General features: G+C 50.7%; 15 protein-coding genes and 1 pseudogene. 9 read left to right on the top strand and 7 right to left on the bottom strand.

The window, feature by feature from the left end:
* Positions 1 to 366: 366 nt before the first annotated feature.
* Complete coding sequence (locus FDX22_RS32550) at positions 367 to 687, bottom strand: phage baseplate protein (RefSeq protein ID WP_370316937.1); 321 nt, start codon at positions 685 to 687, stop codon at positions 367 to 369.
* Positions 688 to 793: 106 nt separating this feature from the next.
* Between FDX22_RS32550 and FDX22_RS05360 the strand changes: the two genes are divergently transcribed.
* Positions 794 to 1,048 (top strand): hypothetical protein, encoded by a 255-nt coding sequence (locus tag FDX22_RS05360; protein ID WP_117342769.1) that lies wholly within the window; start codon positions 794 to 796, stop codon positions 1,046 to 1,048.
* 345 nt (positions 1,049 to 1,393) lie between these two features.
* On the opposite strand, the gene FDX22_RS05365 is transcribed toward FDX22_RS05360, so the two are convergent.
* Positions 1,394 to 2,419, bottom strand: coding sequence for an alpha/beta hydrolase (locus FDX22_RS05365; RefSeq protein WP_242461268.1), 1,026 nt, complete (start codon positions 2,417 to 2,419; stop codon positions 1,394 to 1,396).
* 274 nt (positions 2,420 to 2,693) lie between these two features.
* Here FDX22_RS05365 and FDX22_RS05370 point away from each other — a divergent pair, with 274 nt between their 5' ends.
* From FDX22_RS05370 to FDX22_RS05395, 6 genes are all read left to right on the top strand, one after another.
* Positions 2,694 to 3,860 carry an aldo/keto reductase gene (locus tag FDX22_RS05370; RefSeq protein WP_186805280.1) on the top strand — a complete coding sequence of 389 codons (1,167 nt, stop codon included), beginning with the start codon at positions 2,694 to 2,696 and terminating at the stop codon, positions 3,858 to 3,860.
* Between the two features lie 14 nt (positions 3,861 to 3,874).
* Positions 3,875 to 4,555 (top strand): heavy metal response regulator transcription factor, encoded by a 681-nt coding sequence (locus tag FDX22_RS05375; RefSeq protein WP_146716817.1) that lies wholly within the window; start codon positions 3,875 to 3,877, stop codon positions 4,553 to 4,555.
* A 15-nt stretch (positions 4,556 to 4,570) separates the two neighbouring features.
* A complete protein-coding gene (locus FDX22_RS05380) occupies positions 4,571 to 6,028 on the top strand; it encodes a heavy metal sensor histidine kinase (protein ID WP_146716818.1) in 1,458 nt (485 codons plus the stop codon).
* A gap of 64 nt (positions 6,029 to 6,092) precedes the next feature.
* Positions 6,093 to 6,572, top strand: a complete 480-nt coding sequence (locus FDX22_RS05385; RefSeq protein WP_146716819.1) for a cupin domain-containing protein — start codon at positions 6,093 to 6,095, stop codon at positions 6,570 to 6,572.
* Positions 6,550 to 7,308, top strand: a complete 759-nt coding sequence (locus FDX22_RS05390; RefSeq protein WP_146716820.1) for a carboxymuconolactone decarboxylase family protein — start codon at positions 6,550 to 6,552, stop codon at positions 7,306 to 7,308. The genes FDX22_RS05385 and FDX22_RS05390 overlap by 23 nt, the downstream gene beginning before the upstream one ends.
* 138 nt (positions 7,309 to 7,446) lie before the next feature.
* Positions 7,447 to 8,511 carry an alpha/beta fold hydrolase gene (locus FDX22_RS05395; RefSeq protein WP_117342774.1) on the top strand — a complete coding sequence of 355 codons (1,065 nt, stop codon included), beginning with the start codon at positions 7,447 to 7,449 and terminating at the stop codon, positions 8,509 to 8,511.
* A 52-nt stretch (positions 8,512 to 8,563) separates the two neighbouring features.
* Here the strand turns inward: FDX22_RS05395 and FDX22_RS05400 are convergent, their stop codons facing one another.
* Complete coding sequence (locus FDX22_RS05400; RefSeq protein WP_146716821.1) at positions 8,564 to 9,436, bottom strand: aldo/keto reductase; 873 nt, start codon at positions 9,434 to 9,436, stop codon at positions 8,564 to 8,566.
* Between the two features lie 220 nt (positions 9,437 to 9,656).
* Between FDX22_RS05400 and FDX22_RS05405 the strand changes: the two genes are divergently transcribed.
* On the top strand, positions 9,657 to 10,556 hold the full coding sequence (locus tag FDX22_RS05405) for a LysR family transcriptional regulator (protein ID WP_117342776.1): 900 nt from the start codon (positions 9,657 to 9,659) through the stop codon (positions 10,554 to 10,556).
* Positions 10,557 to 10,645: 89 nt separating this feature from the next.
* Here FDX22_RS05405 and FDX22_RS05410 read toward each other — a convergent pair whose 3' ends face one another.
* The 3 genes from FDX22_RS05410 to FDX22_RS05415 form a co-directional block, all read right to left on the bottom strand.
* Positions 10,646 to 11,437, bottom strand: a complete 792-nt coding sequence (locus FDX22_RS05410; RefSeq protein WP_146716822.1) for a carboxymuconolactone decarboxylase family protein — start codon at positions 11,435 to 11,437, stop codon at positions 10,646 to 10,648.
* Between the two features lie 24 nt (positions 11,438 to 11,461).
* Positions 11,462 to 11,617 carry a cyclophilin-like fold protein gene (locus FDX22_RS29980; protein ID WP_161959027.1) on the bottom strand — a complete coding sequence of 52 codons (156 nt, stop codon included), beginning with the start codon at positions 11,615 to 11,617 and terminating at the stop codon, positions 11,462 to 11,464.
* 92 nt (positions 11,618 to 11,709) lie between these two features.
* Complete coding sequence (locus FDX22_RS05415) at positions 11,710 to 12,759, bottom strand: NAD(P)-dependent alcohol dehydrogenase (protein ID WP_146716823.1); 1,050 nt, start codon at positions 12,757 to 12,759, stop codon at positions 11,710 to 11,712.
* Between the two features lie 462 nt (positions 12,760 to 13,221).
* Between FDX22_RS05415 and FDX22_RS05420 the strand changes: the two are divergent.
* Positions 13,222 to 13,494, top strand: a pseudogene (locus FDX22_RS05420) (aldo/keto reductase); the annotation flags it as partial.
* Positions 13,495 to 13,528: 34 nt separating this feature from the next.
* On the opposite strand, the gene FDX22_RS05425 reads toward FDX22_RS05420, so the two are convergent.
* Entirely contained in the window at positions 13,529 to 14,422 is an 894-nt protein-coding gene (locus FDX22_RS05425; RefSeq protein WP_146716824.1) for a LysR family transcriptional regulator, read from the bottom strand.
* Between the last annotated feature and the right edge of the window lie 40 nt (positions 14,423 to 14,462).

The following is a 14,462-nucleotide window of genomic DNA, read 5'->3' on the forward strand; positions in this document are numbered from 1 at the left end:
TTTTAGCGTTGCACCTGGCATGACCTGCGCGTGTGTAACTGTGCCGCCGCCTGACCTGTTTGTTTTTGTATACGACGCCGCCGAGAACTCAAAAAAGTGACAGTGTAACTTTTCCAGAATGTATTTACTGACCATCAGTGACCCTGCCAGAGCGTGCGACTTTTTCGGACGTCAACATGTGTGAATGTCGGATAAATACCGATCCCGCCTGTAGGTAAAAAAGTTTCGGTCGATTTTTTTTGCGCGATGATTCTTTCCCGCTCGCGCTTGCATCGCCGGATTTATTCTTCGCCGGTGGCGCGTTTTTTGTATATGCAAACGTTACTGTTTTTACTGATTGTACGCCGAAAAGAATTCCCCGCTATCTCATATCGCCTGCATATTCGCCACGGCGGCTGCAGCGGCGACAGAATCCCACACCCGACGCCCTGACGACCCCGCCTGATAAACGCTTGTGACGATGCCCTCGAAACTGATTTCAGGCTGATTCGTTACGATACCGTCAGCAATTTTATAACCTGTCTCCAGTGCCGCTTCCGCCACGTCGCGCGACAGCTCGTAACCCTCGCTCGTCTTGGCATCAAAGGTGATGGCAAGTCCGGATTCGGTGACAATAATTGCAGTGTTACTTTGTGAGGGTTTAACCTGCCGTTGCTGATTGCCGTCATATTTAATTAACGAATCAATTTAAATGTGTTTATATACTAGACATGATGCTTTAAAAAACAATTGCTATAGGTAGTGTGCGTAGGTGTATGATGACTGCACTTTTAATATTTCAAAGGGATTGATTATGGCTTTTAAAGAGTTTGCAACGTTTGGTACTTTAATAACACCCAAAATACTCGTCGCCGTTTACTGGGTATTAACTATTATTTATATTATCGCTGCTGTTATATTTGCATTTAACGGTAATTTTAGCGCCTGTGGTTTAAGTATTCTTGTTTTAGTTATTACTCGCATTTCATTTGAACTGATAATGATTTCGTTTAAAAATAACGAATTTCTGTTCCGCATTTGTAATGCACTAGAAAAAGACAAGCAATAAACATCAGCCCCGCATTGACGCGGGGCTTTTTTTAGTCTGACACAGCGCCCGCTGTTTCTGCCAGATTAAAAGGTAGCTGCCGAACATAGAAGAAAATATACTCCCGCCGTTCCCGTCCATCTATGATTTGAAATCACTTATCACTTCACACACAAGCCACACTGCCGCCCCAACCCACATCCACCACTCTTATGAATTCAGCTCATAGCGCCTATTTAAGCAGCGTAATTATCTTTAGCCGCAACTTCGTTAATCTGGGTCTATCGCGTGAACACGCAAGCGGAAAGTGGCGACAGCTAATGGACATACCCCAGCCTGCAAGGCTGGGGCTTCATTAGAGGCTAACTAAATATTCTTATCGAAGAAGACGTCTAACTTTTGCATTGCCTGGTCAACGTATTTGGGCACCCAATACGTCTCGATATGGGTAGCGCCATCGATCAGGAAGAGTTCTTTGTCCTTCGTACCGGTGGCTTTCGCGAACGCATCTTCAGTCATATAGAGCGTATCCGCTTTTGTACCGGCAATCATCAGCAGCGGTTTATTAATGAGATTGATATGGTCCGTGACGTCAAAGCTCATCAAATCCAGAAGACTACTGGTGGTGTATTTAAACGTGGAGTTTGGGTGCGCGTGGGTTTTCCAGTAGTACTCGTAGCCCTGGCGATACAAGGCGAAAGGTAATTTAGCAATCTGTTCATCAGTCAGGTTGGCATCACCGGAGTAAAGCACTTCGCCTCCGGCAGCTTCCTGAGCTCGAGCGTCAGAAGCCTGCTGAAGACGCTGCTGGATAGTATCCAGCTGTGAATCCTGCATACCGTTGCGGCGCACAAGGCCTGAATTAAACATGCTGATGGTGGCTATCGATTTAAACCGCTTGTCAGTTTCAGCCGCAACAAGTGAATACCCGCCGCCACCGCAAATACCCAGCAGACCAAGGCGGGCGGTATCTACACCAGGATACTGGCTGATGTAGTCAGCCATACCGTGGATATCCTCAATGCGATAAGCGGGTTTATCCACGCTGCGCGGCATCCCACCGCTGGCGCCCTGATACGCCGCGTCGGCGGTAATTGTGATGTAACCCTGCTCGGCTAGACGCTGGGCATACAACCCGGCGACCTGTTCTTTTACGCCGCCATTAGGATGCGCGACCACCACGGCAGGGTATTTTTTGGCGGGATCGTAGTTAGCTGGGGTATAAACATTCGCAGCAATCTGGATGCCGTGCAGATCGTATTTCACGGGGTGAATGTTGACCTTGCCTTTGACGTTCTCAGTAATGGCACCGTCATAAACGAGTGTGAATGGATTTTTTTTGTAATCAGCCGCATTGACTGAGGTCACTCCAGCCATTGCCGTGAGTAGCATTGCACTGATAAGCGTGAATTTCATGGTCTCTCCCGATGAGTGTCGGCCTGGTTATTCAGGCTCGCGGAATCGAATTTGCAGGCTCAGATTAGGTGGAGAGGACTGTCAGCATCGTGACAGGAAAATAACATTTTTGTCAGGAAACGGACTGGGATGGATAAATGTTTCTGACAGCGCTGTCAGGTAACCGTCAGCTTTATGTTGGCAATCAGAAGGCAGAATGGTCTCGCTTAAATGAGATTCACGTTCAATTTTCTGAGAAAAGGAGCGATCAATGAAAAGCCAGAATGACCCAACAATGCCAGAGCGACGCAAGCTATTAGCCGCCGGAGCGGGCATTGCCGCCGCTTCGCTGATTCCGCACGTATCAGCGGCGAGCCAATCATCTCAGGTAGATTCATCCAGACAAACCCGCCAACGCCCTGCTCCACCCAGCAAACGTAAACTCGGGCAACTGGAAGTCTCAGCCATCGGTCTGGGCGTGCAGAACATGAGTCGCAAATACGACACCTCTGCACCCTGGCGTCCCGAGATGATCAATATCATCCACCGGGCATTTGATGAAGGAGTCACGTTCTTCGACGCCGCTGAAGCCTACGGCCCGTTTGAAGTTGAAAAAATTCTCGGTGAAGGCGTCGCCCCGTTCAGGGATAAAATCGTTATCGCCACTAAGTTTGGCTGGAACATTGACCAACAAACGGGTAAGCGTCTGCCGGGCCTTAACAGCAGGCCGGAGCATATAAAGCAAGTCGTCGAGAACATGCTCAAACGCCTGCGTACCGATCGTATCGACTTACTGTATCAACACCGTGTTGATCCGCAGATCCCAATCGAAGATGTCGCCGGCGCGGTGAAAGATTTAATGGTTCAAGGGAAAGTCCTGCACTGGGGGCTGTCTGAAATGGGCATCAACACGTTGAGACGCGCCCATGCAGCATTACCCGTGACCGCCGTACAAAGTGAATACTCCATGCTCTGGCGCGGCCCTGAAAAGCAGGTCCTTCCGGTGTGTGAAGAGCTGGGCATTGGCTTTGTGCCATGGAGCCCACTCGGCGTGCAGTTTTTAACGGGCTGGATTGATGAGAATACCCGGTTTGCTACCGGTGATTTTCGTGCGACAGAAACGCGCTTCTCGCCTGAAAATCTGCCACACAACTTACAGCTGGTTAAACTACTGAAATCCTGGGCAATAAGAAAAAATGCCGCCCCGGGACAAATTGCGCTGTCATGGCTCCTGGCGCGTAAACCCTGGATTGTTCCCATCCCTGGCACCACCAATAAAGACCATATGCTGCAAAACACAGCGGCTACCAGCGTGTCGCTGACTCTCGCCGAGATGACCGAACTCACCCGCTCACTGGACGCCATCACTATCCAGGGGCAACGTCTGCCGGATGCCGTGCAGGTTTATTCCGATGTTGAAGCACCGATGAAAAGTTAAGAGGAAGTCCCGTTATGCGCCTGTTGTTAGTCGAAGATGAAGAAAAAACGTCAACCTATCTCAACCGTGCGTTGAGCGAGTCTGGATTTACGGTAGATGTCTCTGCAGATGGCGCGGAAGGTCTTCATTACGCGCTAGAGTTCGACTACGACGCGATAATACTGGATGTGATGCTGCCGGGGATAGATGGCTACCGGGTACTTGAGGGTGTGCGAGCAGCCAAACAGACGCCGGTGCTGATGCTCTCGGCACGCGGCTCGGTCGATGAACGCGTCAAAGGGCTTCGTCTTGGCGCGGATGATTATCTGCCCAAGCCCTTTTCGCTTATTGAACTGGTGGCGCGCATTCAGGCGCTAGTGCGTCGCCGCGCTACGGATGGCGCAGACATCACTCAACTGCAAATTCACGATCTGCATCTCGACCTGCTGGCTCGCCGGGTATTTCGTGGCGGAACACGGCTGGAGCTGACCGCGAAAGAGTTTTCCCTGTTGAGCCTTCTGGCCCGACATCAGGGAGAGATTCTGTCAAAGATGATGATAGCTGAGCAGATATGGGACATGAATTTTGACAGCGACGCCAACGTGGTTGAAGTGGCCATTAAACGCCTTAGAGCCAAAGTGGATGCGCCATTCGACGTCAAGCTATTACATACCGTTCGTGGTATGGGGTATGTCCTCGAAGTCCGGTCCGCATAAATGAAAGGGATAAGCATGCCTAAGCGTTCCATCTCCGTTCACCTGGCGCTGATGTTTGCCTTATCCGCGCTGCTGATTGTGTCCGTTATCGGTATCCTGCTCAGAAGCTCCTTGCATGACTCTTTGCAAAAGCAGATGCACAACGAATTGTTGTTCCGCGAATCATTAATGAGTCCGTGGATCACTGCACGAACGTCGGCTGACGGCTGGTCAACGCTTGCCAATAAATTTACCGTATTAACCAATTCTGAAGGTGAGCGCGTTCGCTACTGGATAGTGAGCGATAACCCGCGCTTTAGCATGGGGGGAACACCGCCGGTGGGCGTTAAGTGGTCTTCTTTGCAGGAGGGCTTTAATAAAGTACCGGGCGCATCGGAAGGCGCATGCTCACTGTTTCTGTTAGTGAAAACGATCCCCGCCAACGGTGACAGACCTGAGCTGCGCTATATTGTTGCAATCGACTCTACGCCATATATGGGCACACTGAATGCCTTCACCCGGACGTTGCTAATCATTACCGCACTGGGCGTCGTGATTGTCGCCTTACTGGGATACGTCGTTTCAAGGATAGGTCTTCGTCCCGTTGAAGCACTCAGTAAAGAGGCCCAGCATCTCGCACCGGGAGACCATAGTCAGCGCCTGAATACCCGCGCATTGCCCGAAGAACTACAGCAACTGGCATCATCATTTAATGGCGTGTTAGCGCGTCAGGAAATCGCCTGGCGGCAGCTCGAAAGCTTTAATGCCGATGTTGCACATGAACTCCGTACCCCACTGACTAATCTGATTGGTCAGACGCAGTTAGGGCTATCACGCCGACGCTCGCAGGATGAACTGGAAGAGTTATTGGGCTCTAATCTGGAAGAACTGGAACGCATGACGTCTATCGTTAACGACATGCTGTTCCTGTCTCATGCTCACGCGGGTGAACATGCTTCCCAGCTTACCCAGGTGTCTCTGCGAGAAGAAACCCTGAAAACAGCGGAGTATGTTGAACCCTCATTTGCGGAAAAACAGCTTTCTCTGGATGTGGAGGGGGACGTCACCGCGCATATCGACCGGCGGCTGTTCCACCGCTCACTGGCTAATTTACTGGAAAACAGCGCAAGACACTCCCCCTCCAACAGCACGGTTACGGTGCGCTTAAGCGAAAAATGTCATCAGGCCTGTGTTGAAGTTTCAAACCCAGGCGATCCGATAGCACCAGAGCACTTAAACCGGCTTTTCGAGCGCTTTTATCGCGTTGACACCTCCCGGCCCAGAAGTGATACCCATCATGGGCTGGGCCTGTCAATTGTACGCGCCGTCGCCATTATGCACCGGGGAGATGCCTTTGCCCGGAGCGAAAGTGGCCTCAATACTTTTGGCCTCACCTTTGCGATACAAGCGGATAAAGCGGCAGGCAATGCTCAATCCGACGCTGAACCGGGACCAGGGTTAACTGACAGAATTGTCAGGGGGGCGTCAGTCTGACGTCATCATACTCTCGATAAAATCATCGCAGGCAATCCCCTCTTCATTGATAAGGACGCTTTGTATGATTAGACATTTACGTTACCTCGGGCTGTTACTGCCCCTCTTCACATTTTCATCCTGGGCAGCGGAGCAAAATCCCGCTGTCCATATCGCCCCCGCAGGAAGTCAGAATGCGGTGTTCGGGCCAGCCGATAACTTTACCGGGCGCGTCAGGGTTGATCCTCTCTTCAAACCGGATAACGACATCCCTGTTTCCGGGGCTTATGTCACGTTTGAACCCGGTGCGCGTTCCGCCTGGCATACGCATCCGGCAGGCCAGCGGCTGATTGTGACCTCGGGTGTGGGGCTCACCCAACAAGAAGGCCAGCCGGTGCAGGTTATCCGCGCCGGTGATGTTGTCTCTTGCCCGGAGGGAGTTAAACACTGGCACGGGGCGGCACCCGGCAGCGCGATGACGCATCTGGCGATAACCGGGATTGTGGATGGCAAAAGCGTTAACTGGATGGAGAAAGTGACAGATGAACAATACCACGCCCATTAAGGCATTAACGGCAGCGGTACTGCTGACCTTTGGTTTTGGTCTCGCAGCGCATGCTGCGCCCGGCAACAAAGGAGCCTCAGAAATGAACCACGAACAAACGGTTTCAGATACGCTGTCAGCCAGCCAACAGGCCATCCCGTTGATTGCGGCATCGATGGCCAGCAGTCTGGATAAGCTGAATACAGCCCTGAATCAGGGGCTTGACGCCGGGCTCACGATAAACGAAACCAAAGAGATTCTCATCCAGCTTTATGCCTATACGGGATTCCCCCGTAGCCTGAATGCACTTAGCGAACTGATGAAGGTCGTCGAAGCACGTAAACAACGTGGTATCAAAGACGTTGAGGGTAAAGAACCCGTTGCTCCGATCCCTGTCGGGGATGAACTTCGCCGTGTCGGTACAGCAAACCAGACAAAAATCTCAGGCGCTCCTGTCCAGGGCCCGCTGTTTGATTTTGCCCCAGTGATTAACCAGTTCCTGCAAACGCATCTGTTTGGCGATATTTTCGCCCGCGATAACCTCGACTGGCAAAGCCGCGAGCTGGCAACGGTTGGCGCATTAGCCGCCACGCCGGGCGTGGAATCACAGCTGCTGTCGCATACGCGAGCCAGCATGCGGGTCGGCCTGACGGCAGCGCAGTTGCGCCAACTGGCACTGGTGCTGCGTGAACATGGCGAAAGTGATGCAGCCACGCGAGCTGAAAAGGTGCTACAGCAGGCGCTCGATAGCAAATAAGTTAAGTTGGTTAGAGACGATACGCAGTTAATCGTCCGCATTCATGAGTCTGCCAAATAAGGGCAATCAGGGGTGCTAAATAATTAACGCTGACAACTCAGATATGATTGAACGGCAAACATAACAGAGGATGTAATATTGAAGACAATCTTAAAAACGCTGGCCATCTGCATCATGGCGGGTGGCCTGGTGGCTCAGTCGGTCTATGCCGAGCCGCTGGTCATTCAGGAACAGGGAAGCTTTTCTGCAGGTGGCACTATCATCACCGCGCCTGGAACATTTGACGCGAAAAAGCCGCTGGATTCTGCTGGCCAAACCTATCATGGCGATCATGCATCTGTGTTCTACCAAATTCCGGAAAATCCGCATAAATACCCTATCGTCATGCTGCACGGCGCAGGTCAGTTCTCCCGTACCTGGGAAAGTACCCCGGATGGTCGCGAAGGGTTCCAGAACATCTTCCTGCGTCGCGGGTTCTCAACTTATCTTGTCGATCAGCCTCGCCGGGGCAGCGCCGGTCGCACGACTGTAGAAGGTACTGTTACGCCAAAACCGGATGAACAGATGTGGTTCAACCAGTTCCGCGTTGGCGTGTGGCCAGAGTATTTTAAAGGCGTTCAGTTCTCTCACGACAAAGAAGCACTGAATCAGTATTTCCGTCAGATGACCCCAAATACCGGGCCGTTTGATATCAATGTCATCTCTGATGCGATGTCCGCCGTCGTGGATAAATCCGGCCCCGCCATCCTCTTCACCCACTCTCAGGGTGGCGGACCAGGCTGGTACACGGCGATGAAAAATGACAAGGTCAAAGCCATTGTCGCCTTCGAGCCAGGCAGCAGCTTTGTCTTCCCGGAAAAAGAACTCCCTGCCCCTATGCCAAGCGCATTCGACACGCTGAAGGGTGAGCCTGTGCCAATGGCGCAGTTTATGGCACTGACCAAAATCCCGATTCTGATTATTTACGGCGATAACATACCGGATAAACCTGTCGCCATGCCCGCGCAGGACAGCTGGCGCGTACGTCTGGCAATGGCTCGTGAGTGGCGTGACGTGGTGAACAAACATGGCGGGGATGTGACAGTGACGCATCTGCCAGAAGTGGGAATCAAAGGGAATACCCACTTCCCGTTCTCTGATTTAAATAATGTGCAGATTGCTGATTTGGTGAGTCAGTTTTTGAAAGAGAAAAATCTGCAATAGAAAGAAGTCGTATTGAGCCTTCATTATTGAAGGCTCAATACTAATATCAGCATTAACGATCGTGAATTTTTACACCAAGACAGCCACGCACAAATTCAGGATTAAAGTGTTTCACAGCATCACCAACGTAGCCTAAATCGAGTGAGCTGATTTGTGCCATTTCGCGCTCAGTCAATGAGAAATCCCAGATGGCAAAGTTCTCTTCAATACGTTCCTGACGGGTGGATTTAGGGATGACAGTGACACCACGCTGTACATTCCAGCGCAGGACAACCTGAGCAACCGTTTTTTTGTGAGCATCGGCAATTTGTTGCAGCATTTCATTCTCATAGGGCTTATGTCTTCCGCCACCTAAGGGCGCCCATGCTTCCGGCTGAACGTTGTAATACTTCATAGTTTCAAGTGCAGCAGGCTGAGCAAAGTAAGGATGCAATTCAACCTGATTTACCATTGGCTTGATTCTGACGGTTTCGCAGAAGTTTGCTAATACATGAGCATAGAAATTGGACACCCCAATTGCCTTAAGCTTACCGGCATCATAGGCATCTTCCAGTGCACGCCACGCGCTGAAATAATCACGCATGGCCTGATGCAGTAAATAAAGGTCAAAATATTCCAGCCCAGATTTTTCTAACGACGCTTCAATCCCTGCTTTGGCCATATCGTAATTGGCCATGTCTTGTACCCACAGTTTTGAGGTAATAAATAGCTCTGCGCGGCTACATAACCCTTCGGCAATGGCCTCGCGCACTGCGTCACCAACGGCATCTTCATTACCGTAAACTGCTGCGGTATCGATAAGGCGATAGCCAGCACGAATAGCAGTCAATACAGACTGTTTACATTCTTCTTTATCTGTTACCTGAAAAACACCAAAGCCAGCCATCGGCATTTTCAGGTTGTTGTTTAATAATGAATAATCCACTATTGAATTCCTCTGTTATACCTAATCAATCATTCTAGAATAAAAAGACAGACATGAGTAAGGCGCGAAATCTGATATGACTTATGCACGATTTTCATAAATTACGCCCTCTGAAGCCGACCCGGTTAAAATCAGTAAATTGCCCATCCATTAAGTGCCCCTTCGCTATGCATTACGCTACACTACCCCTTCACTCTCTTTTGGCAGTAAGGGGCACAGGTTGGCACGGGAAAACCTTAATGATTTAATGGCGTTTATAGTCGTCGCGCGTGAAAAGAGCTTTACCAAAGCAGCGGCGCATTTAGGCGTTTCACAATCAGCCCTCAGCCATACCATTCGAACCCTCGAATCCCGTCTTGGGATGAAACTTCTGACCCGCACCACGCGCAGTATTTCGTTGACCGATATAGGGCAATCCATGTTGGATGACCTCGGCCCTTATATCGATGGGATCCAGGGGCGATTACAGTCACTGAAGGACCTCAACAGTAAAGCCGCCGGTACGGTACGTATATCAACGTCAGATTATGCGATCGGCTCTGTTATCTGGCCCAAGCTTGAGCCGCTACTCAAGGAATACCCGGATATTACTCTGGAGCTGATTGATGACTATGCGCTGACGGATATTGTCTCCGGCCGCTTTGATGCAGGAACGCGGCTCGGAGAGCAAATATCTAATGGCATGATCTCAGTGCGTATCGGCCCGGATGTACGCTTTGCCGTCGTGGGTTCTCCTGACTATTTTTCCCGTCACCCTTACCCGCAGCATCCTAACGATCTTATTGATCACAACTGCATCAACCTTCGGTTTCCAACTCACGGTAATTTGTATGTCTGGGAGTTCGAAAAAGAGGGTAAGAGCCTGAACGTCAAAGTTAGCGGTCAGCTTGTGTTTAGCCGTATCTATCAGAATCTACAGGCTGCCATAGAAGGATACGGACTGGCATATGTTCCCCGTGATATCGCTGAGAAACAGCTCGCCCACGGCGAACTGATTAGCGTCCTTGAAGACTGGTGTCCTTACTGGGATGGTTATTACATTTACTACCCGGAAAACAGAAATCACTCGAAAGCTTTCCAGCTCGTTATTGACGCGCTGCGCCACTACAAACATCCCTGAGTATTCCCTGGCAGGATTAACGACATATGACTCCAGGGAGAATAAAGCCAGCACCTGTTCAGGTCCTGGCTTTTGCTCATCGTCATCCGTCAGTCGTGATCTCTGCCTGTAAATACCTCTTTAAATACGGGTAATGCCGAGAAAATGTTTGGCCAGCCCGCCACAAAGGCCAGCTGTGTCAAGACCTCTGAGGCCTGAGTCTGGGTCAAACCATTATCCATCGCCCGATTAAGATGATACGGCACTTGCGCCACTTGTCCGGCGGTAACCAGTGCGCTGACGGTTATCAAACTTCGGTCCCGTGGTGCCAGACCCGGCCGCAGCCACAGGTCAAGGAATAGCGCATCCGTGGTGTATTTCACTACACCTGGTGATACCTTGCCAAAGTTTAACTCAACCATCGTGGCACGTTGGTTTTCCGACGCTTTATCAAGAGGCAGGAAATCCACTTTATCCCCTGACAATGACGCCGTATCGATATGGCGTTGCGCAAAGACGTTGCGGGCAACCAGCGCCGCAGAGGTGGCATTTGGCCAGCCAGCATAAAATGCCAGATGGCTAATTACTTCAGAGATTTCAGCAGGCTTAACGCCGCTATCCAGCGCCACGTTAAGGTAGTGCGGAAGCTCAGCCGTATCATTGCGGCTGATGAGTGCAGCAACTGTGACAAGGCTGCGGTCGCGACGCGACAACTCCGGACGATTCCAGAGATCCTTTTCAATAAATCGTTCAGCATACGCAGCCATAGCGGGCGCGACTTGAGCGACAGCACCATGTGTATCTTCTGGTGTCATTTTCAAACTCCTGTTTTGCGTGGTTTGGGAAACGCATCCGCTCATCAATAACAGAGAAACAATCGCCAGGAATGCCCTGTTTATCATTCATGTTCTCCCGCCGAGTGACGATTATTCTGTCATCAGTTCAAATCTGGCGCTGTAGGCATCAGGGGGGACGGGCAATGCGTCAGGCTCATCTAATTGCCCCAGTTTAATTAAGCCAGACACATAACTATGGGATTTATAAAAAATAGCCAGATTTCCCCATGGGGCATAAATCGTTATATCCCTTTTTTTGCTGTCGTTCCTTCGGGTGAACCTTCGGTGGTCAACCGGGAAGGTAAGTCACTTATTTTCTCCTCCCCTGCAGTATCTGCTTACTCTGCGCTCAGCGAGGCCATATCAATGACGAAACGGTGGGCCATGTCTCCCTGTGCAAGGCGGGTGAAAGCATCGTTTATCTGATCGATACTAATCATTTCGCACTCAGGATAGATATCATGCTTCGCGCAGAAATCCAGGACTTCCTGAGTTTCCGCAATGCCGCCGATCAGCGAACCCGCAACGCGACGGCGTCCCATGATCAGAGGTACCGTGAGCGGTTCATCCATCAGACCAACCTGGCCGACAATGACTAACGAGCCATCAATATCTAATAATGGGGTATAGATATTCAGGTCATGCTTAACGGGCACAGTATCAATAATTAAATCGAATGCGCAGGCTGAATCCTGCAATGACTGTGGATCAGAAGAAGGCAGAATTCCTTTCGCACCCAGTGCTTTTGCCTCTTCCTCTTTGTTCTTATTGCGGCTGATGACGGTCACCTCGGCCCCCATCGCCACGGCCAGCTTAACCGCCATATGACCCAGGCCACCTAATCCGATCACGCCAACGCGACTTCCCAAACCCACATTCCAGGTACGCAGCGGAGAGAAGGTGGTGATACCAGCGCAAAGGATCGGTGCGGTCTTTGCCAGGTCCATATTTTCCGGTACGCGCAGTACAAACTCTTCGCGGACGACAATATGTTTGGCGTATCCACCCTGAGTGACTTCACCGCTCAAGCGGTCCGGTGCGCCATAGGTAGGCGTCATCCCGTTACGACAGAATTGCTCTTCGCCATGCTCACACTGATCGCAGTGCATACAGCTATCCACCATGCAGCCAACGGCGACATGGTCGCCTACATGATATTTTTTGACGCGCGGTCCCACGGACGTGATGACACCCACAATTTCGTGGCCCGGGATCAAAGGATAAGACTGCGGGCCCCAGTCCCCATTGACCGTATGCAAGTCTGAGTGACAGACGCCGCAGTAAAGTATTTCAATGGCGACATCGTTTTCACGTAAATCGCGACGCTCAAAATGATAAGGAACCAGTTTCGCGTCATCAGTGTGCGCTGCATAACCAACCGTTTTCATAACTACCTCATATCGTGACGGAAAAATGGCGTTGTTTTAATATGCAATCAGATAATTATGACAGATGAAGCCGTATCGCCTGTTAACGATTGTTAATAACAACGCCCTTTTTCAATTTCAGAATCAGTAAAGCCTCTGGTTAGCGCGTGCAGTTATCTGGCAAGAGACGCGCCAATTAATGAATTGGTGCCATTTTGATGCGAAGATTATTCGTCAAAACGTTCATAAAGGTAACAACAACGACTTTCTCCGCACAACAGCACAATTGTGATATCAATAATGAACATAATTAATAAATCGCAGAGATCATCATAAACGTCCACGAGATTCACCGCTCTGTACTTAACAGTGGATTGCTGGTTTTTATCACACCGTTGTGGCTATCAGAAAATCGATCAGCGCTTTCACTGTTTTGGTTTTACCCGCGTTTTTATCCTCATCGCAACGTCTTCCCTTGATTAAGCCAATGAAAAGCTGGTCTCATTGCTGGGTGAACTGGCGGCAGAGAAAAGTGTGACGTCTGCACAAATCGCGCTGGCATGGCTGCTGGCACAAAAGGCGTGGATTGTTCCTATCCCGGGCACAACTAAACTGCACCGGCTGGAAGAAAACCTGGGGGCTGCCGACATCATTCTTTCGCAGAATGACTCACAGCAGATAACCCAGGCGCTTGAAACGATTAAAGTCGTCGGCGAACGTTACTCTCCTGAACACCAGGCACGCGTCGGCCGTTAATGCCCAAACGGGTCCACAGCAAAATGCGGGCCCGTTACTCTGAATAGCGAAGTGCATCGATCAACAGCGCAAAAGCCGGCGGATGCTGCTTACGGCTCGGGTAGTAGAGGTAATATCCGGGGAAAGATGGGCACCAGTCCTGCAAAACCTGAATAAGCTCTCCTGACTTGATATAATCCTGCACCCTGTCTTCAGGTATACAGGCGATGCCAAAACCGGATAACGCCGCATCAATCCTTTCTGCCTGCAGATTAAATGTGACCTGCCCTTCCACTCTGACCCGTAACGGTTTCCCTTCCTTCTCAAACTCCCAGTGGTAAAGCCCACCGGCTGTCGGCAGGCGCATATTGATACACCGATGATTTTGTAGCTCGTGCGGCGTTTCAGGTGCAGGGTTTGTAGCGAAATAGGATGGGGCTCCCACTACGGCCATTCTCATGTCCGGCCCAATTCTTACCGCAACCATGTCCTTATCCACGCTTTCACCCAGTCGGATCCCGGCATCAAAACGCCCCTCAACAATATCGACAAAGCCGTTATCCACCACCAGCTCGAGATTAATTTCCGGATATTCCCTGAGGAAGGGTTTTAGCTTCGGCCAGACCAGACTTCGCGCGGCATGCTCCCCGGCAGATAAACGGATATTGCCGGAGGCAGTACCGTTCAGTTGAACCAGCGATTCCAGCTCCTGTTCAAGATCGGCAATACGCGGTTCAAGGCAGGCAATAATTCTCTCACCGGCCTCTGTAGGGGCAACGCTTCGAGTCGTGCGGGTCAGAAGGCGGATATTCAGCCTTTCCTCCAGGGCCTTCATTGCGTGGCTGAGTGCTGACTGAGAAACCCCCAGTTTACCCGCTGCTTTGGTAAAACTTCGCTCCCTCGCTACCACAAGAAAGATTTGCAGTTCGTTGAAGTTTTCTTTGAGCATCGGCGATTTCCTTATGGAGGCATTCCCTTCATCGCACACT

Origin of the sequence: Citrobacter sp. TBCS-14 (assembly GCF_005280805.1) — a bacterium.
GTDB lineage: Bacteria > Pseudomonadota > Gammaproteobacteria > Enterobacterales > Enterobacteriaceae > Citrobacter > Citrobacter gillenii.